This is a genomic window from Paraburkholderia steynii (assembly GCF_900100565.1).
Classification (GTDB): domain Bacteria; phylum Pseudomonadota; class Gammaproteobacteria; order Burkholderiales; family Burkholderiaceae; genus Paraburkholderia; species Paraburkholderia terrae.
On record NZ_FNDI01000002.1, the window covers coordinates 13435 to 33334 of the forward strand.

17 protein-coding genes and 2 pseudogenes are annotated in these 19900 nt (G+C 59.5%); 6 read left to right on the top strand and 13 right to left on the bottom strand.

The features are described from left to right. Positions 1 to 10: 10 nt before the first annotated feature. Positions 11 to 1564 carry a serine hydrolase gene (locus BLT65_RS03980; protein ID WP_091774993.1) on the top strand — a complete coding sequence of 518 codons (1554 nt, stop codon included), beginning with the start codon at positions 11 to 13 and terminating at the stop codon, positions 1562 to 1564. Between the two features lie 94 nt (positions 1565 to 1658). Here BLT65_RS03980 and ald read toward each other — a convergent pair whose 3' ends face one another. Next, the gene (gene ald / locus BLT65_RS03985) at positions 1659 to 2777 is read right to left on the bottom strand and encodes an alanine dehydrogenase (protein ID WP_091774996.1); all 1119 of its coding nucleotides are present in this window, start codon (positions 2775 to 2777) and stop codon (positions 1659 to 1661) included. A 467-nt stretch (positions 2778 to 3244) separates the two neighbouring features. Here ald and BLT65_RS03990 point away from each other — a divergent pair, with 467 nt between their 5' ends. Both BLT65_RS03990 and BLT65_RS04000 read left to right on the top strand, forming a co-directional pair. Further along, on the top strand, positions 3245 to 3772 hold the full coding sequence (locus BLT65_RS03990; RefSeq protein ID WP_244186411.1) for a DUF3574 domain-containing protein: 528 nt from the start codon (positions 3245 to 3247) through the stop codon (positions 3770 to 3772). A 316-nt stretch (positions 3773 to 4088) separates the two neighbouring features. Continuing rightward, on the top strand, positions 4089 to 5906 hold the full coding sequence (locus BLT65_RS04000) for a DUF4153 domain-containing protein (protein WP_091775005.1): 1818 nt from the start codon (positions 4089 to 4091) through the stop codon (positions 5904 to 5906). Between the two features lie 96 nt (positions 5907 to 6002). Here BLT65_RS04000 and BLT65_RS04005 read toward each other — a convergent pair whose 3' ends face one another. Beyond that, positions 6003 to 6197 carry a helix-turn-helix domain-containing protein gene (locus tag BLT65_RS04005; protein WP_091775007.1) on the bottom strand — a complete coding sequence of 65 codons (195 nt, stop codon included), beginning with the start codon at positions 6195 to 6197 and terminating at the stop codon, positions 6003 to 6005. A gap of 113 nt (positions 6198 to 6310) precedes the next feature. Here BLT65_RS04005 and BLT65_RS04010 point away from each other — a divergent pair, with 113 nt between their 5' ends. Continuing rightward, positions 6311 to 7543 (top strand): ABC transporter substrate-binding protein, encoded by a 1233-nt coding sequence (locus BLT65_RS04010; protein WP_091775010.1) that lies wholly within the window; start codon positions 6311 to 6313, stop codon positions 7541 to 7543. 355 nt (positions 7544 to 7898) lie between these two features. Here BLT65_RS04010 and BLT65_RS04015 read toward each other — a convergent pair whose 3' ends face one another. The 11 genes and pseudogenes from BLT65_RS04015 to BLT65_RS04055 form a co-directional block, all read right to left on the bottom strand. Further along, on the bottom strand, positions 7899 to 8804 hold the full coding sequence (locus BLT65_RS04015; RefSeq protein WP_091775013.1) for a PoNe immunity protein domain-containing protein: 906 nt from the start codon (positions 8802 to 8804) through the stop codon (positions 7899 to 7901). 65 nt (positions 8805 to 8869) lie between these two features. Beyond that, a pseudogene (locus tag BLT65_RS48655) lies at positions 8870 to 9206 on the bottom strand (hypothetical protein); the annotation flags it as partial. Between the two features lie 39 nt (positions 9207 to 9245). Beyond that, a pseudogene (tnpC, locus tag BLT65_RS04020) lies at positions 9246 to 10837 on the bottom strand (IS66 family transposase). Positions 10838 to 10895: 58 nt separating this feature from the next. Beyond that, entirely contained in the window at positions 10896 to 11354 is a 459-nt protein-coding gene (gene tnpA / locus BLT65_RS48660) for an IS66-like element accessory protein TnpA (protein ID WP_425273100.1), read from the bottom strand. 148 nt (positions 11355 to 11502) lie between these two features. Continuing rightward, a complete protein-coding gene (locus BLT65_RS04030) occupies positions 11503 to 12525 on the bottom strand; it encodes a helix-turn-helix domain-containing protein (RefSeq protein WP_244186412.1) in 1023 nt (340 codons plus the stop codon). A gap of 358 nt (positions 12526 to 12883) precedes the next feature. Further along, positions 12884 to 13339: a RidA family protein gene (locus tag BLT65_RS04035; protein ID WP_042308706.1), complete on the bottom strand. Its 456-nt coding sequence runs from the start codon at positions 13337 to 13339 to the stop codon at positions 12884 to 12886. A gap of 308 nt (positions 13340 to 13647) precedes the next feature. Continuing rightward, a complete protein-coding gene (locus BLT65_RS04040; protein ID WP_341865823.1) occupies positions 13648 to 14025 on the bottom strand; it encodes a helix-turn-helix domain-containing protein in 378 nt (125 codons plus the stop codon). Then, on the bottom strand, positions 13973 to 14107 hold the full coding sequence (locus BLT65_RS48375) for a hypothetical protein (RefSeq protein WP_279634443.1): 135 nt from the start codon (positions 14105 to 14107) through the stop codon (positions 13973 to 13975). The genes BLT65_RS04040 and BLT65_RS48375 overlap by 53 nt, the downstream gene beginning before the upstream one ends. A 166-nt stretch (positions 14108 to 14273) precedes the next feature. Continuing rightward, a complete protein-coding gene (locus BLT65_RS04045) occupies positions 14274 to 15035 on the bottom strand; it encodes an SDR family oxidoreductase (protein WP_091775022.1) in 762 nt (253 codons plus the stop codon). Positions 15036 to 15077: 42 nt separating this feature from the next. Continuing rightward, positions 15078 to 15878, bottom strand: coding sequence for an SDR family NAD(P)-dependent oxidoreductase (locus tag BLT65_RS04050; RefSeq protein WP_091775025.1), 801 nt, complete (start codon positions 15876 to 15878; stop codon positions 15078 to 15080). 334 nt (positions 15879 to 16212) lie between these two features. After that, entirely contained in the window at positions 16213 to 17184 is a 972-nt protein-coding gene (locus BLT65_RS04055) for a GlxA family transcriptional regulator (RefSeq protein WP_091775028.1), read from the bottom strand. Positions 17185 to 17674: 490 nt separating this feature from the next. Here BLT65_RS04055 and BLT65_RS04060 point away from each other — a divergent pair, with 490 nt between their 5' ends. Beyond that, positions 17675 to 18016: a DUF3331 domain-containing protein gene (locus BLT65_RS04060; protein ID WP_244186434.1), complete on the top strand. Its 342-nt coding sequence runs from the start codon at positions 17675 to 17677 to the stop codon at positions 18014 to 18016. 128 nt (positions 18017 to 18144) lie between these two features. After that, positions 18145 to 19794 carry an FAD-dependent oxidoreductase gene (locus BLT65_RS04065; RefSeq protein WP_091775031.1) on the top strand — a complete coding sequence of 550 codons (1650 nt, stop codon included), beginning with the start codon at positions 18145 to 18147 and terminating at the stop codon, positions 19792 to 19794. The last annotated feature ends 106 nt before the right edge of the window (positions 19795 to 19900 follow it).

The following is a 19900-nucleotide window of genomic DNA, read 5'->3' on the forward strand; positions in this document are numbered from 1 at the left end:
GAGATGTGGCATGACCTCAGGGCAAGGACGGCGGCGCTTTCTCGGCGCCGCGATGTGCGGGGCCGTCGCCGCGTGCGGCGGCTCCAGCGATTCGGCCAGCGGCAGCAATAGCGCTAACGCGGAAGCACCCGTGCCCGGCGCGCAGATCGATGCCGCCATCGCGCAACTCGACACGCTCGCCAACAACCTGATGACGTCCACAGGCGTTCCCGGCATGTCGGTCGCCGTCGTGCGCAATCTTCAGACGGTCTACGCGAAGGGCTTCGGCACGCGGCTCCTCGGTTCGGGACTCGCCGTCGATCCCGACACGGTGTTTCAGCTCGCGTCGCTGTCGAAGCCGGTCGGCTCGATGGTGGTCGCGCATCAGATCGGCATCGGCACGGTGTCATGGGACACGCCCGTGCGCGCGCATCTGCCGTGGTTCACGCTGTCGGACGCGGATGTGAGCGCGCAAGTCTCCATCGGCGACGTGTACTCGCACCGCTCCGGCTTGCCGGATCACGCGGGCGATCTGCTGGAGGACATGGGCTACGACCAGACGACGATCTTGCGGCGCCTGCGTTATCTGCCGCTTACGCCGTTTCGCCGCTCTTACGCCTATACGAACTTCGGTCTGACAGCGGGCGCGATTTCAGTGGCGTCGGCGGCGGGCGTCGATTGGGCGACCCTGTCGGAGCAAACGCTCTATCATCCGCTCGGCATGGCGAGCACGAGCTCGCGCTACGCCGATTTCATTGCGCGCGCGAACCGGGCCACCGGCCACGTGACGCGCAACGGCCAATGGGTGGTCGGCCTCGGTTCGATGCCCGACGCGCAATCGCCTGCTGGCGGCGTCAGCTCTTCTGCAAACGACATGGCGAAGTGGCTCACCATGATGCTCGGCAACGGTGTCTTCAACGGCAATCGACTCGTCGATGCGACGGCGCTCAATGCAGCGATCAGCCCGCAATCGCAGACGGCCCCGGCGGGCAACGGGCAGAGCGCGAGCTACTACGGCTTCGGCTTCAACGTCGGCACGACGGCGGCGGGCCGTGCGAGCTATAGTCATTCGGGCGCATTCGGCGCGGGAGCAGCGACGAACTTCGTCGTGGTGCCTTCGACGGGCTGCGCAATCGTGGTGCTCACCAATGGCTGGCCGATCGGCGTTCCCGAAACGCTCACCGCGCAGTTCTTCGATCTCGTGCAGTTCGGCTCGATCCAGCGCGACTGGTTCAAGCTCTATAACGACGCGTTAGCCGGTATCGCCAGGCCAGCGGGCTCGCTCGTCGGCGTAGCGCCGCCCGTGTCGCCATTCCCGGCGCGCGCGCTTTCCACGTACACGGGCACCTACAACAACGACTACTACGGGCCAGCGCAGATCAGCGACGCGGGCGGATCACTGCTTCTGACGATCGGCGCAACGCCGTTGCGCTTGCCGCTGTCGCACTGGGACGGCGATACCTTCACGTTCACGTTCGTCAACGAAAACGCGGCACCGGGGACGATTTCGAAGGTGTCGTTCCTGAGCAATCAGGTGACGCTCGAGTACTACAACGCGGAAGGGCTGGGCACGTTTGCGCGGTGATCGTCCCTTTTTCCCGATCGATGCCCGAACGGCAGCGAACAACCGACGGCCATCGTTCGCCACCATCGTTCGATAACCGCACTCCGTCTCTGGACTATCCAGCGACGACGACGCCTGCGTCTTCACAGGCGTAGCCCAGTGCTTCGGCGACTTCAGGACAGGTCACCGCGCCGAACGCCACATTCAGGCCGCGACGGAGATGCTCGTCGTCGGTGAGCGCCTTGCGCCAGCCTTTGTCCGCGATCTGCAGGACGAAAGGCAGTGTCGCGTTGTTCAGCGCGTAGGTGGACGTGCGCGGCACGCCGCCCGGCATGTTCGCCACGCAGTAATGCACGATCTCGCCCACCTTGTACGTCGGCTCAGCGTGCGTCGTGGCGTGTGCTGTTTCGCAGCATCCGCCCTGATCGATGGCGACATCGACGATCGCCGAACCCGGACGCATCGCTTCGACCATCTTGCGCGTCACCAGCTTCGGCGCGGCCGCGCCGGGCACCAGCACACCGCCAATCACGAGGTCGGCCTCGAGCACGTGTTGTTCGATGTTGTCCTGATTCGAATACACGGTGATCACGCGCGCGCCAAGCAGGCGGTCCATGCGCCGCAACACGTCGACGTTGCGGTCGATCACGACGACCTGCGCACCCGTGCCGACGGCGATCTGCGCCGCGTTCGAGCCGACCACGCCGCCGCCGAGAATGACGATTCTCGCGGAGGGCACGCCCGCCACGCCGCCGAGCAAGATGCCCTTGCCGCCGTGAGCGCGCTCCAGGCAAAACGCTCCCGCCTGAATCGACATGCGTCCCGCGACTTCGGACATCGGCGCAAGCAGCGGCAGTCCGCCAGCGGGCTGGGTGACGGTTTCGTACGCGATGCAGACTGCGTTGCTTTTCACGAGATCGGCGCACTGTTGCGGGTCGGGTGCGAGGTGCAGGTAGGTGAAGAGAATCTGTCCGTCGCGCAGCATCGCGCGTTCGACAGCTTGCGGCTCTTTGACCTTGACGATCATGTCGGCGGCCGCGAAGACCGCCTCGGCGCCAGGCAGCACGTCTGCGCCTGCTGTTTTGTACGCATCGTCGGATGCGCCGATGCCACTGCCCGCGCCCGTCTCCACGCTGACCTTGTGTCCGTGCGCAATGATCTCCCGCACGGATGACGGCGTGAGGCCCACGCGATATTCGTGGTTCTTGATCTCCTTCGGAACGCCTATGTGCATATAGCCTCCTGTGTGAACTGCATGTCTCACGCGAAATTATTTGATTTATGCGATTCGTCAGAGGCTCACCCAAACCCCGTGAGCCGCCGGCGCGCGAGGGTTTAGCCGACGCTAACGCACGCGGGTTGCGACGGATGCATCGAACCGGATGCGTGCGGAAATCGGGGGCGGCACGCATGAGGCGCGCCGGTATGTCCGCCGGTGTATAGGGGCTGCAGGCAGCATTTCCAAGAATAATATCGATGGTCTGGCAGTGGTTGTTAATGTAATTTTGTTCGGTTTTGGTTGAAACGCCTGCGGTGACCTGTCAGCGTAGCCGAGGCGAGACGCGATTGAACGAGCGTCCGGGACAGACGCTGGACTGCGAACGCCAGCAACACGGTTCCAGCAAACTATTGCGTCCATCGGTTGAATCCGCCAGTTGCTCCGTCGGTACTTTGAACAGATCACTTCGAGAAGAAACCACCATGCAGACTTTCCGGACCCGGATGCTCGTTGCGTCGTTGTCGTTCGTTGCGCTTACCGCTTGCCAGGTGAGCGGTCATCCCACGCAGATTGGCTCGGCTGCGAACGGACCCGGCGGCGACGTTGCGACTAGCGGTGCCCCAGCAGTTGTCGGCGCATCGGATGCAGCGGGTTCGGCACAATCGCTGTGCGGCAAGATCAATGGCACGAAGGAAATCGCCGCCGACCTGTTCTTCGGCCGCGACGTGAAGGGAGGACGTCCCGTTTCCGATGCGGAGATCAGGCAGTTTCTCGCGGACGTCGTGACACCGCGCTTTCCCGGCGGCTTCACCACGTGGCGCACACAGGGTCAATGGCTGGACCGGGACACGCGTCATGTCGTGCGCGAAGATGGCTTCGTCGTGAATATCGTCGCGACCGGCACGCAGGACACGCTAGATCATCTCGGCGAGATTCGCCGCGAGTACATCAAGCGGTTCCGTCAACAGGCAGTCGGCCTCGTGCTGACCGATGCGTGCGCATCTTTTTGATGTGCATGGCGCCGCGCACGGTGAGTCCACGCGCCGTGCCGTCGATTTGTCGATGTCGGCACGACGCTCGAAGCGGGTGGCGGCTGAGGGTCCGACTTCGGCCGACCGTATCGGGCGGCAGTCGGCCCAGAAGCGGTCAGTCGATCGCAACATCCTGATCGTCGAAATGACGCGTGTGCCCATCGACGCCTGGACACTGTGGCCAGAATCGGTCGCATATAATGGCTTTGAACTCGAACACGGCGTTTGCCCCGCCCGCAGGGGGCGGTCAGGCAGGCGCGAATGAAAAAAACATAATCGGGAAAGCGGGTTGGAGATGCAAAACAATCAGCAGGAGACACCGCAGGCTGCCCAAGGTCGAGATCTCTTCGCGCCGCGGCTCCTCACCGGCATTTTCCAGGGATTAGTGCTGTATCTGCTCATGAACGCTGCGCATAATCGCAGCGGCATCACGACTATCCCGCTTCTATTCTTTCCGCTGCTTCTCGTTACCCTATTCATCCCAACGGCGTTTATCGTGGGCCTGCGACGAATGAGGGGAGCCAGGCTCGCGATGTGGGCCACCGTGTTCGCCGCAGTCGTGGCAGTGCTTGGCTGTCACGACGCGTGGCGATCGGCAGGTGCTGACATTGTCGGAATGCAATCATTCGGCCGCGTCGGGGTTTCGTTGCCTTCAATGGCAGTGACCTTCTATAGCGGCGTGATCGTGTTCATCGCTTATTGCCTCGTTCTCTCCGGCGAGGCGGCAAGGTCGTGGTTTGCCCCCTACGAGTCGTACTTCGAATTCAGCTGGAAACTTGGGCTCCAGGTCTGGCTGTCCGGGTTGTTCGTATGTGCGCTCTTTCTTGTGCTCTGGTTGGGGGCGGCGCTCTTCGCGTTGCTGAAGCTGACTTTCCTCCAGCAACTTCTGCGCGAATCGTGGTTCAACATTCCCGTGAGCGCGATGGCGTTTGCGTCGGCCCTGCACATCACCGATGTGAGGCCAGACATCATCCGGGGTTCGCGCACGCTTGTGCTGTCGCTCCTCTCGTGGCTGCTGCTGGTCCTCGTTGTGATCGTTGGCGGATTCCTCGCATCGCTGCCGCTCACCGGACTCGGATTGCTATGGGCCACGCGGTCTGCTACGTGGATCCTGCTCGGCGTCGCGGCGCTGAAAATAGTCTTCGTGAACGCCGTCTTCAAGGGCGGCCCAGGGTCTGATCTGCCACCGCGAGTGCTGCGTCTCTGTATGAGGATTTCATGCCTGATGCTTCCCGTGCTGGTGATACTTGCGACTTACGCGCTCGCCCTGCGCATCAAGCAGTATGGGCTCACGCCGCACCGCATTTTGGCCTGTGCCGGAACATTCGTGGCTTATTTCTATGCCATCGGCTATGCATGGGCGGCGCTCGCTCGCACTGACACCCTCGCGAAGATCGCGCCTGTGAACGTGATCGCGGCGTGGGTATCAGTCGCTGTCCTCGTTGCTGTATTCACGCCGCTGGCTGACCCGGCACGTCTGTCAGTGGACAACCAGGTCGACCGTCTCCTGGCGGGAAAGGTTGAGCCCGAGAAATTCGATTACAACTTCTTGCGGTACAGATCCGCGAGATACGGGCTGCAGGCGCTCGCGCGCCTGCAGGGAGAGACTAAGGCACCTAATGCCGCGACCATTCGCGAACTGAGCGCGCAGGCTGCACGTCAGCCTGGTCAAGGCATTTTGGGGGCAACCCGCCCGGATGCCGCGATGCTCGCGCTCAACATAGTGTCGCGCACTCCCGGGCAGCCAGTTCCGGCGTCATTTCTCTCGACGGACTGGAAGCGGGTCACGCAAAACTGGATGCTTCCAGCCTGCCTGAACGTTGGCTCGGTGAAATGCGACGCTTACCTCGTCGACCTAACCGGCGATCACAACTCGAACGTTGTGCTCTTCCCGAACAGCGGAAGTATTGGATTCGTGTTTGATCAGGCCAGCGATGGAGCGTGGCAACTGGTGGGCAAGTTTTCGATCGCACCGAACTGTGCTGCGCTTCGTGATGCCTTGGCGAAGGGGACGTTTCAGCTCGTTGAGCCGCGGCTGCGAGACATTCAGGTCAATGGTGAACGCATCGAAGTAGAGACGACGCCGGCGCCCGACGCAGCGTGCTCGAGATAGCAGGGCAGTTGAGTATCGGCTGCGACACTGTTAATTCTCACTTGACAACGTGTCAACCAGATCGGCCTCGACAACAAGCGACCGTTCGTTCGAAAATCAACCCCAAACCTTCGCTATCCGTAGGTGTACCCAGGGTCTGGAGGATTGATCGTGAACTGCGCGGGTGTCACGTTCGAGCATCTTGAGCCGATGGCTGGTGTTGGAACGCGTCACGCCAAGGTTTAGCGCCGCGGCGCTCATGCTGCGTGAATCGGCGATTTCTACGAAAAGCCGGAACAGATCGCGGTCCATTGGTTTGCGCGAGCGTGACGCAGTAAAAGACGTGCCCATATTGAGGGCGTTGCGAGCGTTCGCGCCCACAACGCCACGCGGTTATTGACACCCGTGATGACAGGAGAGAGACGATGTGGAAACGAGGGAAAGCGGTCTTGCTGGCGACTTGTACGGCATCAGCGGCGCTCTTGAGTGCATCGGCAGTTGCTGCGGAGGCGAAGTTGTCGGATGGCGTGGTCAAGATCGGAGTCCTGACCGACATGTCGAGCATCTATTCGACGCTCGGCGGACGCGGGGCCGTGCAAGCCGTCAAAATGGCGGCGGACGACTTCATGAAGGAAAACCCCGACATCAAGGTGGAAGTCGTCTACGCGGACCATCAGAGCAAAGCCGACATCGCGGCGAGTAAAGCGCGCGAATGGTTCGACCGTGACAACGTTGACATGGTTACCGATCTGACGAACTCGAGTGTCGCCTTTGCTGTTATCGACCTGGCCCGTCAACGAAACAAGATTGCCATCGCGACAGGCCCGGCGAGTTCAGAGATCACCAATTCGAAATGCACGCCCGTCAGCGTTCAATATGTGTATGACACGTACGCCCTGGGCCGTACGACCGCACGCGAGATGATGCGGCAAGGCGGTAAGACCTGGTACTTTGTCGCGGCCGATTACGCGTTCGGCAAAGCATTGGTCGGCGATGCGTCGAATGCCATCAAGTCGGAGGGTGGCAGCGTTCTCGGGACTGCGTGGGCCCCGATGCATACCTCCGATTTCTCGACTTACCTGATGCAGGCGCAGTCCTCCGGTGCCAAGGTGATCGGATTGGCCAATGCGGGCGGCGATTTTGTCAATGCGATGAAAGCGGCTCAGCAATTCGGGCTCACGCGTACGGGTGGGCCCCAGATGGTGGGCTTGCTGGTCTTTCTTGCGGACGTGCATGCGATCGGGTTGCAAGCAGCGCAGGGCCTCGAATTCTCCACCGCGTTTTACTGGGATCGCGATGAGGAGACGCGCAAGTGGAGCAAACGGTTCTTTGAATCGGCGAAGCGTATGCCGGAGCAGACGGACGCGGGGGACTATTCGTCGACCTTGCATTACCTGCGGGCGGTAAAGGCCGCCGGAACCGACGAAACCGGCGTGGTCATGAAGAAAATGCGCGAGTTGCCGATCAACGACTTCTTTGCGAAGAACGGAAGAATTCGCGAGGATGGCCTGATGGTGCATGACATGTATCTCGTGGAGGCCAAGAAGCCTTCCGAGTCGAAATACCCATGGGATTACTACACCGTAAAGGCGGTCATACCGGGTGAGAAGGCGTTCAGGCCGTTGGCGGAAAGTGCATGTGCGCTTGTCAAGAAATAGTGTCGCCTGATGTTCGGCGAACGGAAAACTCCCACGCCGCATGAACGCTTCCGTTCGTTGCAATGGACGATATCGCCGAACTGGGCAGCAGCATTGTCGTAAGCGTTGCCCCTGCACCGTCTAGACCGATAGTGCCAAAAGCGCCCTGCTTGCGGATCGTGTCGGGCACGTCCGGCGCGATTGCATCGATGCGAAAGCGTAGTGATTCGGTGGGAAGCACGGGAAACCCGCCGGCCTTCGGTGCAGTCGAGCTGACCCGTTCGCGATATCAGGGCTGTGAGCGCGAGTACCCCCATCCTCTTTCTGGTTTTCATGGCTTGCGCTGATGCTTGGTTCGGAGCGGCGAACGAGACCATTACTCACCGGGTTTTCCGAGTATCTTTGAAACAATTCCTTTCAGTCCTCGTGCACTCCCCCCTTTTTCCTCACTCCTGTGGGAGCGATGAGTGCTGGGCCCATCAGGGCGCAATAAATCGCCAGGATAGTACTCCCGCCCTAGACACAGTTGATCGTCCAGCTGAAATGCTTTTACAGTCGCGACCGCTTCAATACACCACCGACCGAAATACGATCCAGACTCCAACGGGACTTTCCCTTGATCTCCGAAATCGTACCAGTAGGGCCGACAACTCGGCTCCCCCGAATTTTTCGGAGTTGGACGGTTCAGTTCGGAATACCAATTCTCGACAAAATCCAGCAGTAACGCCGCCTGCGTGTCTGGAGTCGCATCGACCGCCATCATCAGTCGCGAATAAGGTTTTGGATGTAGCAGTTTCTTGCCAATTCTGCGCTGTAGACTATGTTTTGCGATAACGCGGTCGAGCAGGAGGTCTCGCTCCTCGTCACCGATCAATGCAATCAGTCTCGACCATTGCTCCGTCGTCACATCCATCGCTAAGGCCAGGCCAACTAGCCAAAAGCAGTAGTTGTAGTGGTTCAGATTGGACAGATTGAAGTCCCAATCCCGGCAAGACGGTAGCCCACGGTCCAGACAAATCTGCGCTGCAAATCGATTTGACCGTTCCCAAGCATGGAGCAAACCATCAAAATAAACTGGCAATTCGCGAATCGCATCTCCGCGACAGTACCGCCGCAAGATCAGTCGCGTATAGTCTTTCGACAAGTCCCACGCAAATTGCGCTCGATAGGCCGGATTCCCCGATGGTCGGGTCAGGGCATCTTCAACTTTGCTGATTGCCTCTTCGTTGAAACTAATCCACTTATCCCAATAGCCTCGATCACCGGCTTTGTCGCGTATCACGTTTTCGCTCCCACTCCGTTCAAACCCGGGAATAATATCTTAGATGTATCCACAGCTTTAGGCTTCGCGTACATGCCGCCGAGACCACTCACGCCGATCGATACACCGGGCGCCGAGCCGTCCCGCGCGATGGGCCTGGCGTTGAGCGTATCGTGATTGACGCTGTTCCGCGCCCGTCACGACATTCAGGTTCCTGGCGTAGATCGCGGCGTTCGCCTGCGCGGCGCGCGAAATCAGACCCACTTGGTCGACGTTGGACGCGTTCGGGCCCGCGCCCTGAATATTGATGCTGCCGCCCGTGACGTTAAAGCCCGTGAGCGAACCATCGATGATCTTCGCGGACTGGTTCGCCCCGAAGTTCGGGTTGCCGTTGATGTACCCCGCTTGCTGCGTGTCGAATAAGCGTGTCGGCAGCGACGTCTTGACTGGAGAGCGCGATCTTCAGACTGCGCTGCGGAACTGATCGGCGACGACCCACGGGGCGAGTTCGTCGATGCGGTCAATCGCATGGTCGGCGATGCGTGCTAGCACGTAGCGCAGATACGCCTCAGGATCAATGCCATTGAGTTTTGCGGTGCCAACGAGGCTGTAGATGGCAGCGGCACGTTCGCCTCCAGAGTCTGCTCCAGCAAACAGATAGTTACGCCGACCGATGGCCACCCCGCGTAGCGCGCGCTCGACTGGCAGATTGTCGATTTCGAGCTGGCCGTCATCGCAATAGCGCGTGAGCGCTTCCCACCGGTTCAGCGCATAGAGGATCGCCTGACTCGTATCCGATTTGCGCGAGAGCGTTTCCAGCGTCGTGGTGAGCCACGCATGGAACCGATCGAGCAGCGGCCGCGCATGTTCCTGGCGATGCGCACGGCGCTCGTCGGGCGGTTTGCCCCGGATCGCTTCCTCAATCCTGTATAGCGCACCGACACGTTCGAGTGCTTCAGTGTTCAACGCATTGGGGCGCGCTGCGTGTAATTCATAGAACTGTCGTCGGGCGTGCGCCCAGCAAGCCGCCTCCGTGACGCGCCCTGTTTGGTAGATAGCCTGGTAACCACCATATGCGTCGGCTTGCAGCGTACCGTTGAATGACTCGAGGTGCTGCTGCCGATGGATGCCCTTGCGATCCGGCGTTAGGCAAACCAGACCGCTGGCGGCGTCATGTCGGCCGACGCACGATCATCGCGCAAGTACACCCACAAGCGGCCGGTCTTCGTCTTGCCATTGCCCGGTGCAAGCACGGGAACCGGTGTGTCGTCCGCATGCAGTTTCGTCGCCGACATCACGTGACGACGCAGAGTTTCAACGAGCGGCTGCAGCAGCGTCGCCGCGTGCCCGACCCACTTCGCGAGCAGCGAGCGATCAAGCTCGACGCCTTCCCGCGCGTACATGACCGACTGTCGGTAAAGCGGCAAGTGATCTGCGAACTTCGAGACCAGGACATGTGCCAGCAGTCCTGGGCCGGCGAGACCGCGTTCGATGGGACGGCTCGGTGCAGGCGCCTGAGAGATGTGGTCGCAACACACGCACGCAAACTTCGGGCGCACATGACGGATGACCCGGAAGCTTGCCGGTACGTACTCAAGCTGTTCGGCGACGTCTTCGCCCAGCGACTTCATCAGGCCACCACACTGCGTGCACTTCCCGGCGGATTCGGGCAAGTGTGTCTGGATATCACGCGGCAGATGTTCGGGCAGTGGCTTGCGCGGGGCCTGTTCGACGGCCGTGCGCGGCGTCTTCGGGATTTCGACCGGTGCCGCGCCTTCGTCGGTCTCAAGCTCTTCGAGACGCAATTCGAGTTGCTCGATCTGACGGTCCAGCTTCTCCGACTTGCGACCAAATTGCATACGGCGCAGCTTGGCAATGAGCAGCTTGAGGTGTTCGACTTCCGCTGCGCGCGAAGCTAACGCGGCTTGTTGCGAGTCGACCGTTTCTTGCAGTTTGAGCACTTGTGCGTCGCGCTCGCGCAGTGCCGCTTCCTGGCTGAGCAGCATGGCCTTCAGCGTTTCGACATCGTCGGGAAGTGGGTTCGCGCGCGTCATGCACGCATGTCTGTCACACCGGCAGCCAGCCACACACGCGTGCCGACAGGAAGACCAATCACGTTTCAGCCTCCGCAGCGGCACGCAACGTACGCAACACAACACGCAGCGTGGCTGCGTCGGGCGTGCCCTCGATACGCACGCGTGCGATGCCGACGCTAATCTCAATCACACCCGCGATGATCGGTTGAGCCTTGCTCCGCGACTGAACGGGCAACACAGCCGCGTTCTCAATCGTGCGTTCCTCGTGCACCACTTCTACGGGCAACAGTGTCGCCGGTTCATACTGCCCAGCCTGATAGGCTCGACGCCATTTGAACAACAGATTCGTATTGAGCCCGTGTTCGAGAGCCAGTCGTGCGACCGAGACACCTGGTTCACAGGCCAGCTTTGCGAGTTCTCGCCGAAACTCGATGGGGTGGTTGGGGGTGCCTCTACGTGTCCGTCTCGATGCTGTCGCAATCTCAGGTGCCAAAGTAGTCTCCACCACTCGTTTGGTGGGGCCTACTGTGTCCACTTTGGCACTATCGGTCTAGACGGTGCTGGGGCAACGCTTACGCATTGTCGTCGGTCGCTCTGTTCGCTGCGTGCAATCAGCGGGGAGACAACGGACAACGGCCATTGCTTCCCCGCCGTACTCTCTGGGCAGGCGCTAGTATGCCGGGTTACGGCTGTTCGGCATGACGATATCGGTAGTCGTTCAGACGCATTTCCTGGGGCGTCATCTCGTAGGTGCGCCGAAAGGCCCGCGCAAAGTCGGATGCGCTTTTGAAGCCGACTGAATAGCCAATGTCCTTGATAGGGACCTTTGGAAACCGAACGAGATCGTCCGCGGCGGCGCGCAAACGAAGATGACGGATGTAAGCACCAAGCCCGCCTTCATGTTCGAACAGCCGATAAATCGTGCTGCGCGGAAGCCCCAACGATTCGATTACGCTCTCGGGCGATAGCCCCGACTCATGCAGGTTGGCGCGAACATGCCGTCGTGCAGCTTCGAACATCAGCGCACGGCTAATGGCTCGCTTGCTGCCGCTCAAACCAGCTTCTTCCCCGAATGCGGCCGCAATCAGTTGAACGAGGTCGGTGACCCCGCGACGAGCGTCCTCGAACAGCATGTACCGGAAGTTCTCGACAAGCATCCTGGCGCGCTGGACGATAAGCCGCGTGCCATGCTTGTTTGGTTCGAGCATGCGGCCGTGTATTGCTCCCGGGTCAGCGAATACGTGCTCCAGTTGGTTGCGGGGCACAACAAGCGTGATGTACCGGCACGCGTGGCGTGCCAGGCGTATGGGTTGATCGAGATCCGTGGCAAATACGCTGCCCCCCAACACGGTGTACTCACGCTTCGTGGCGTGCGTCATTGCCGAATGGTTTTCACCATCCAGGAAAATCGTAAAACCGATGCCACGCGCGGCATCGCGCGAAATGCGGGCGATGGTGCGCTCGATCACGACATCATCCGTATAGGTGTCGCTCATGCGGAATTCGCCGATATCGTAACGGTCGTTAATGCAGATAAAGGGCTGTCGGAGCTGCTCATGCGACGGCACTACCTCGATAACCTGGCCAAGCTGTTCCCAATAAGCCAGAAGTTGCTGCTGAAGTGGCAGCCCGGCAACATCGAATCGGTTGTAAGCGATGCCATTCGCGCGCATAAACAGTGATCCTTTGACAACGTAGGGCGACACGCATGCAGTCCGGTAACGAGAGACTGGCGGTGGCGATCTCGCGATTGATTGCCAGGCGAGCGATGAGGGGGTACCCCGGCGCCTCGCCATCCCGTCAACCCTGTCAGCGGTGAAAGATTACCTCAATATCGCCCATTTTCACCTGCGCCAATTGGCGACGTGAAGTGGCTTCCCATTGTCGCCGATTGAAGTTAGCGACGAGCGGTTGCGGTGATTCAGCGCGGTCGTCGACAATCGCGATTAAGGTTGACTCAAACTTTGCACTCCCGCGTCGGTACCCGATCTGTAAACAGGACCGACACGAATGGACGGTCCTAACTGTCACGCAGGGCGAGGTATCGCGTGAATCGGCCCATCTTCATCGTTTCAATTCGAAGATGCTGTCGATCTCAACCGGGATGCCCATCGGCAACGTATGCACGCCAAGCGCGCTTCGAGCCGGAAGCTTGTCTTGTCCAAACAATGTCAGCAAGAGGTCACTGGCGCCATTGGCTACTTGCGGATGCTGGGTGAACGACTGTTCAGCACGCACGTAGACTGTCAGTCGGCTGCATCTCTCGACGTTGTCGAGCCCGCATGCCTGATCGACGCAGGCCAGGATCATGAGCATCGTCAGACGTGCTGCGTGCTGAGCCCTTTCCAGAGACACGTCGCCGCCGACTATTCCGACGATTGGCTTGCCATCCTCGAAGGGCCCGAGACCGGAGACATAGAGTTGACTCCCCGAAACGGAGACCGTTCGATAGGAGCCGAGCGGGTCGATGGGCGGCGGCAATTTGAGGCCCGCTTGTGCAAGGCGTTCGGATACGTTCATGTTCGGCTCAAAGTGACGTGGTGAAACAATAGAGTAACTTAGTCTTAGTCAGTCCTGTTCGACGCAATGGGTTCGAAAGTCCACTATAAAGTACGTCAACTGGTAGTTCAGGGTCGACTGGTGCCCGACGCACCGATCGATGGCCGACCACGGCGGCCGTTTTACGTCAGCCCGGGTTCGGCCAGGAGCATAGGTAATTGGGTCAGCAAAGCAACATGCCACTCCTGTGTCCGGTTGACGCACGGGAGCAGCCATCGTGAATTGGGGTGAAAAGGTCCGAGTCGATCAACAACGGAGAGCCGCGCCTGCTAACCGTTGACCAAATTCTCATCAGCCGGAAGACTGCGCGCCTCACTTCTCAACGATTGCGGGGCCGTTCCAAACGCCCGAACAAAAACTTCCCGGATAGGGCGTCCGTCACGAAGTCCGACTTCTCTCGCGATAGTTTCAAGCAAATAACGGCCACGTTCGATCATGTTTCTCGCCGCTTCGAGACGGAGTCGCTCGAGTGCTTTGGCCGGAGATTCGCCCGTCTTGGAAAGAAAAATGCGTCCGAATTGTCGGGTACTTGGACAAAGTACGCGAGGCTGAGAGTGCGAAGCGCGCGTCTGGTCGGCGCGGAAAATGGCGGGTTCATTCGAATGGTTCCAGGGTTCGGGTGCGCGGCAATCCGACACCGGGCGCATACCGGACGATATCCGCCGCGAGGCGAAGCGCGCCCACGACGAAGATCAGCAAGCCGAGCGTTTGACGCAGTGTGCGTGGCATGGGCGATCAGCCGTTCGCGAGCAGCGTGTAGCTGGCCGCTTTCGTGACGTCGGTCCGCGGGTCCGAAATGGTTTTCTCCATCACGCCGACGATCATCCCCGCTAAACCGAACGTTTTGAAATCGCACCGTTTCTGGGCGAACTGGACCGGAAGGGCGGCCCGAGCCTCAGGCGACGGGGATTGGGTTGTCGCGCAGTGAGAGGTTGAACTGGTCGACAAACGCGTGCTCATTGGGGCCCGCGTTGTCGCGCAGCGGCTGCGCGACGCTGACGACCACTTCGGTCGTAGCCGTGGCGAGCTTGTCCATTGTCTCTGCGATGAACGCGTCGAGCGGCATCGCGCGCGGGTCGCCGCTCTTGTGGACGAGATCGGTATCGACCCAAGGCGGCGTGATTTCGAGCACGCGAACGCTGGTGTCGCGCAGCATGAAACGCTGCGACATCGAGTACGAATGCAGCGCGGCCTTCGTCGCCGAGTAGAGCGCAGTGGTGGCGAGCGGCACGTAGGCGAGCACCGAACTGTTGTTGATGATGTACGACTCCGGTTGTTGCTTCAGATGCTCGACGAATGCCGCGCTCAGCCGTACAGGCCCGAGCAGGTTCGTGTTGATCAGGTGGACGGCTTGCGCGTCGTCGAGTGCGCCGCCCGCATCGTCGAACGGCATGATACCGGCGTTGTTGATGACGACGTTGAGCGTCGGGTACTTCGCGATCAGCTGCCGCGCGACCTGCTGGATCTGTGCGCCATCGGCGATGTCGAGTTCGATCGTGTCGATGCCCGGATTCGCCTTTGCGACTTCGTCCAGCAAGGCCTTGCGGCGCCCCGCGATGATGACCTTGTTGCCGCGCTTGTGAAAAGCTTCTGCAAGCGAACGGCCGATGCCCGACGTGCCGCCCGTAATGAATATCGTGTTGCCCGAGAGTTTCATGCTCACAATTCCTTTGAGATGACTATGTATCCGAGGTGAATGTCAATGTGTGGCTGTGTAGCGTGGCGCCGGAACATTGGTCGACAACAGGGAAGACATCGCGCGCCGCGCGCTTTCGTATCCGTCCCATTTCACGATGTCATGTAGCGAAGGAATCGTCACAAGCTCGCCCCGATCAAACCCAACTAGCGCGGCATCGACCATGTTTTCAGCGGACATCACGATCGACTTGTCGAGATTTTCGAGCGGCAGGCCACCCGTCTGCCAGAAATCGGTCGCTGTCGCGCCCGGCAGAACGGCCTGGATATGAATGCCTTTGCTGGCTAGCTCGTGATGCAGAGACTGGCTGAATGCCAGCACGAACGCCTTGCTGCCGCCATAGACGCCATTGAGTGCTTCCGGCGCAATTGCGACGATCGACGAGATATTGATGAGGGCTCCTTTGCCGCGCGACAGAAAGCCGGGTACGGCGGCGTAGGTGAGGCGCATCAGGGCCGTCACGTTGAGATCGATCATGCGCGACATCGCATCGACGTCACTGTCCGCAAGAGGCGTGTGGGTGCCGACGCCCGCGTTATTCACCAGCAGGGTGATCGTCGCGTCCTGCTTTAGCTTCGCCTCGACGATCGAAAGGCCATCCTTGGTACCAAGGTCTGCGGCGAGAATTTCGACGCTGCGTTGCGTTTGCGTCGTGATGCGGCTGGCAAGCGCGGCGAGGCGCTCACGGTTGCGCGCAACGAGTATGAGCTCATAGCCGCGTCGCGCGAGGCGCTCGGCGTACACCGCACCGATGCCAGACGATGCGCCTGTAATCAGCGCTGTGCCCAAGTGTGCTTGCGTCATCATGTCACTCCGTGTCGAAGACAATTGTGTGGGAGTGAATTGTGGTGCCGAAGGCCACCTGCTCAAATGACGTTTAAGGTCATGTTTTAGGACATTTTTAAAGCGGAGATGGCCAGCCTCGCGTTGAATGTCAGGCGGCGCAATAACGAGCAGGTAGAAGCGCACACTGGTGGTGCGAGCTATAGAGAGAATGAATCGCGAAGTGGGAGAATGGGTGAGGCAGTCGGTCGGCTTCAATCCGAAACCGACCAGGCCGGCACGAAATCCATCTCGTTGCAACGACTATAGAAGTTACGAAAAGCCGCGGTGCCTGCGGCGATACGTCATCAATGTACTAATCGTCGATCAGGCATTCATTTTGGGTCACATTACGAGACTCTCGCCTCAACGACTGCGGAGTCATTTGATAGGCCCGGGTAAAAACGTCCCGGAGGTGACGCCTGTCACGAAACCCTGTTTCGCGAGCGATGGTTTCAAGCGAATGACGGCCACGCTCAATCAGATTTCTTGCCGCTTCGAGACGAAGACGCTCGATTGCCTTGGCGGGAGATTCCCCGGTCTCGGAAAGAAAAATACGCGTAAATTGTCGGCTGCTGAGATGTGCCGCCTTCGCAAGATCGTCGACGCGAAGGGGCTTGGATAAATTAAGGCGTGCATGTTCAAGCGCCATCTGGATTCGATCCGACTTCGGTGCAAGCGCCAACATTTCAGAGTGCTGCGACTGTCCGCCTGAGCGTCTATGAGGCATGACCATCGCACGCGCCACCCTGATCGCGAAGTCCGCACCGAGATCCTTTTCCACCAGGCCAAGCGCCAGGTCCATCGCCGCCGTCAACCCCGCTGACGTCCATATCGCACCATCGACAATAAAGATGCGGTCGGCTTCGACCTGAATGCGTGGCCAGCGTGCTTGCAAGGCGTCTGCGAACGCCCAGTGCGTGGTTGCGCGCTTGCCGTCGAGAAGCCCGGCTTCAGCCAGAACGAACGCGCCCGTACAAAGGCCTGCCGTGCGCCGCGAGCGTGCGGACGCGTCGCTGATGAACCTGATTTCTTCAGCAGTCGTGGCGCGGCCGGTTGGATTGGCCACGCCGCTAATCATCCATGTGTCCGCAGTCGCGTTCGAATCGGCCCGCTTTGTGATGACAGAGACACCAAGCGACGAGCGAATTTCTCCGCCCTGGAGCGAGTAATTCGTCACATGATAAACAGGCTCGCGCGCGACGATGTTGGCGATTTCGAATACGGTCTGGGTCCCGATGGCCATAACCTGGAAGTCATTCGTCAAGAAGTAGCCAATTCGATGCATTAATTCCGCCAGCCGTCATGTCCGAAAAGGTGAGTATAAATGTCGTTGGAAAAAAATGCGTGTGGCGTGGATGATGAGCGCCTGTGAACCGTATTCGAAAAGGTAAATGCCGATATTGCGTTATTCAGAACCGGATTTAGGCAGTGGATAACAGTTTCGAACCAGTATCGCGTGAAAATTTCGTTAATCCATGACACATCTCCAGAAATAAGTTCGTCAATCAAAAGTGCGGCGCCGGAGGAACGCAAATCAACCGGATGCACAAAGTACGCTCGCGCCAACAGAACCTTCGACATTGATCAGTTGCGGCTCCCGCGCCGTTTTCTAACGCGTTATCAACCACCGGCAGTTTTATCTTATGAACATGCCAACGTCTATTGCGGCATCACCGTCGGACGACGGCCAGATTATCGAGCGGGCGCTGCTAAGTTTGCTTTCTCCGACGCCTTTGTTCCCGACTCCGCCTGTGGAGAGCTCGTTCAAAGAAAAGATGCGTCGGGAAAGGTTGCCGGCTGCGCAAAAGAATCACCGGGCCGAATGGATCCCGCTGCCAGCCCGGATTGTCGTGCAAGAAATACTATCGGCCCATACGCTTAGTATCTACTGGAGCGATTCCCAGACCGGACATTACGCAGAGCAGATCTGGCGTCTGGGTCTGGCACGGGATGATGGTTTTTGCGCGCTCTCGGGGCGCCCCATCGTTCGGGGCGACGAAGTGTTTCGCCCTCGACGCAGCATGACGCTCGTCCCGGCGAACTGGCGTCGCATGATTCTCGCGTCGGATGTGATTGCGACATTCGCTTCTACACAGCCCGAGAGAGCCGCCGCATAACGTCATACCGCTTTGCCGTGAGTGTTGCGCCGCGCATCCGGCATGACAGCGCTCCGTGTTGATGTAAAGAACACCCCAATACATGTGCATGAACCTATGCCACCGCTTACGTAACCGCAGAAACGCAAATGACCAGCTCGACATGGCTAGCGCCAGCTACTGACCGTTATGAACAGAAGTATCCGCAGCTGACCGATGCTGAAATAGCACGAGTACGTCAATACGGCGTTGTTCGTTCGTGGACATCGGAACGGATTTTTGAAGTCGGTGCGCCAGGATTTGGGATGTGCGTGGTGTTGCGCGGGATGATCCGCGTGAGTAGCCGCGACGCATTCGGGCGTCATGCTGTCGTTAGCGAGAATGGTCCAGGACACTTCGTTGCGGAAGTTGGGCAGCTATCGGGAGGACGATCCATAGTAGACGGCGATGCTGTCGGGGACGTATCGGCAATTCATATTGTCCCTGAGCAACTCCGCGCGCTTCTGATCGCCGAAGCGGAACTGGGCGAGCGCATTATGCGGGCTCTTATCCTTCGACGGGTCGCGCTCATCGAGCGAGGCAATGGAATCGTCGTAGTAAGTCAACCGCATAACGCCCGCCTCCACGCGCTGCAAAGTTTCCTGCGACGGAACAACGTTCCCCATGCCGTCATCGGCGCCTCGTCAGAAAACGACGAGACTGCCTGTTACGTAGCAAAGTGGGTTCGCGACGACTCAGACTACCCGCTCGTGCTGCATCCGAACGGGACGATTTTACGAGCGCCTGATGAAGCCGAGCTTGCCACGGCTTTAGGCTGGCTACCCGATTTCGATCCGGAGTACGTTTATGACGTTGCAATCGTGGGAGCTGGTCCGGCGGGTCTGGCGACGGCCGTCTACGCTGCGTCCGAGGGGTTGCGAGTTATAGTGCTCGATCATAATGCGCCTGGCGGACAGGCAGGCGCCAGTGCTCGCATTGAAAATTTCTTTGGATTCCCAACAGGGATTTCCGGGCATGCGCTCACCGGGCGCGCATACGTGCAGGCACAAAAATTTGGCGCCGACGTAGCAATTCCTGCTCAGGCGGAAAGTCTTGATTGCGGCACGACGCCGTTCACGCTGCGCTTGTCCTCCGCCGTGACCATTCGGTCGAGAACTATCGTTATCGCATCAGGCGCGTCGTACCGCAAGCCAGACATTCAGGGCTTGGAACGCTTCGAGGGACGAGGGACATATTATTGGGCTTCACCCGTCGAGGCAAAGCTTTGCGCAGGGCAAGACGTATTATTGGTTGGCGGCGGAAACTCCGCGGGACAAGCCGCCGTGTACCTCGCGTCGCGTGCGCGGCGAGTTCGTATGCTGATACGAGGAAACAGTCTGAAAGCCAGTATGTCGCAGTATCTTATCGATCGTATTGCCGCGCTGGACAATGTCGATGTGACATACGGCACACAGATTACCGCGCTTAGGGGTGACAGGACGCTAGAAGAAGTAGAGCTTTTAAGCGGGACCCAACGATCGATCGTATTGGCAGAACACGTGTTCCTGTTTACGGGTGCTTCGCCCAACACGTCGTGGCTTGTCGGCTGCGTCGTCGCTGTCGACCAGAACGGCTTCGTGCGTACAGGCGATGCCGCCGGATCTGGGTTGCAGGAGCACGAAACAAGTGTGCCTGGCGTGTTCTGCGCGGGGGATGTCCGATCCGGCTCGACCAAACGGGTTGCAGCGGCGGTGGGAGACGGTGCCGCCGTCGTTGCGCAGATTCATCGTCATCTGGAGCGAGCGGTCGCTCAAGCATAAGCGTCGTGAATGGATTGGCGTGCAACGCACGCGGCGTCTATTGCCGACTTTCAAGGTGCTGCCCATACCGGGCAATTTTAATCGACGAATAAAAAGGAACTCCGCG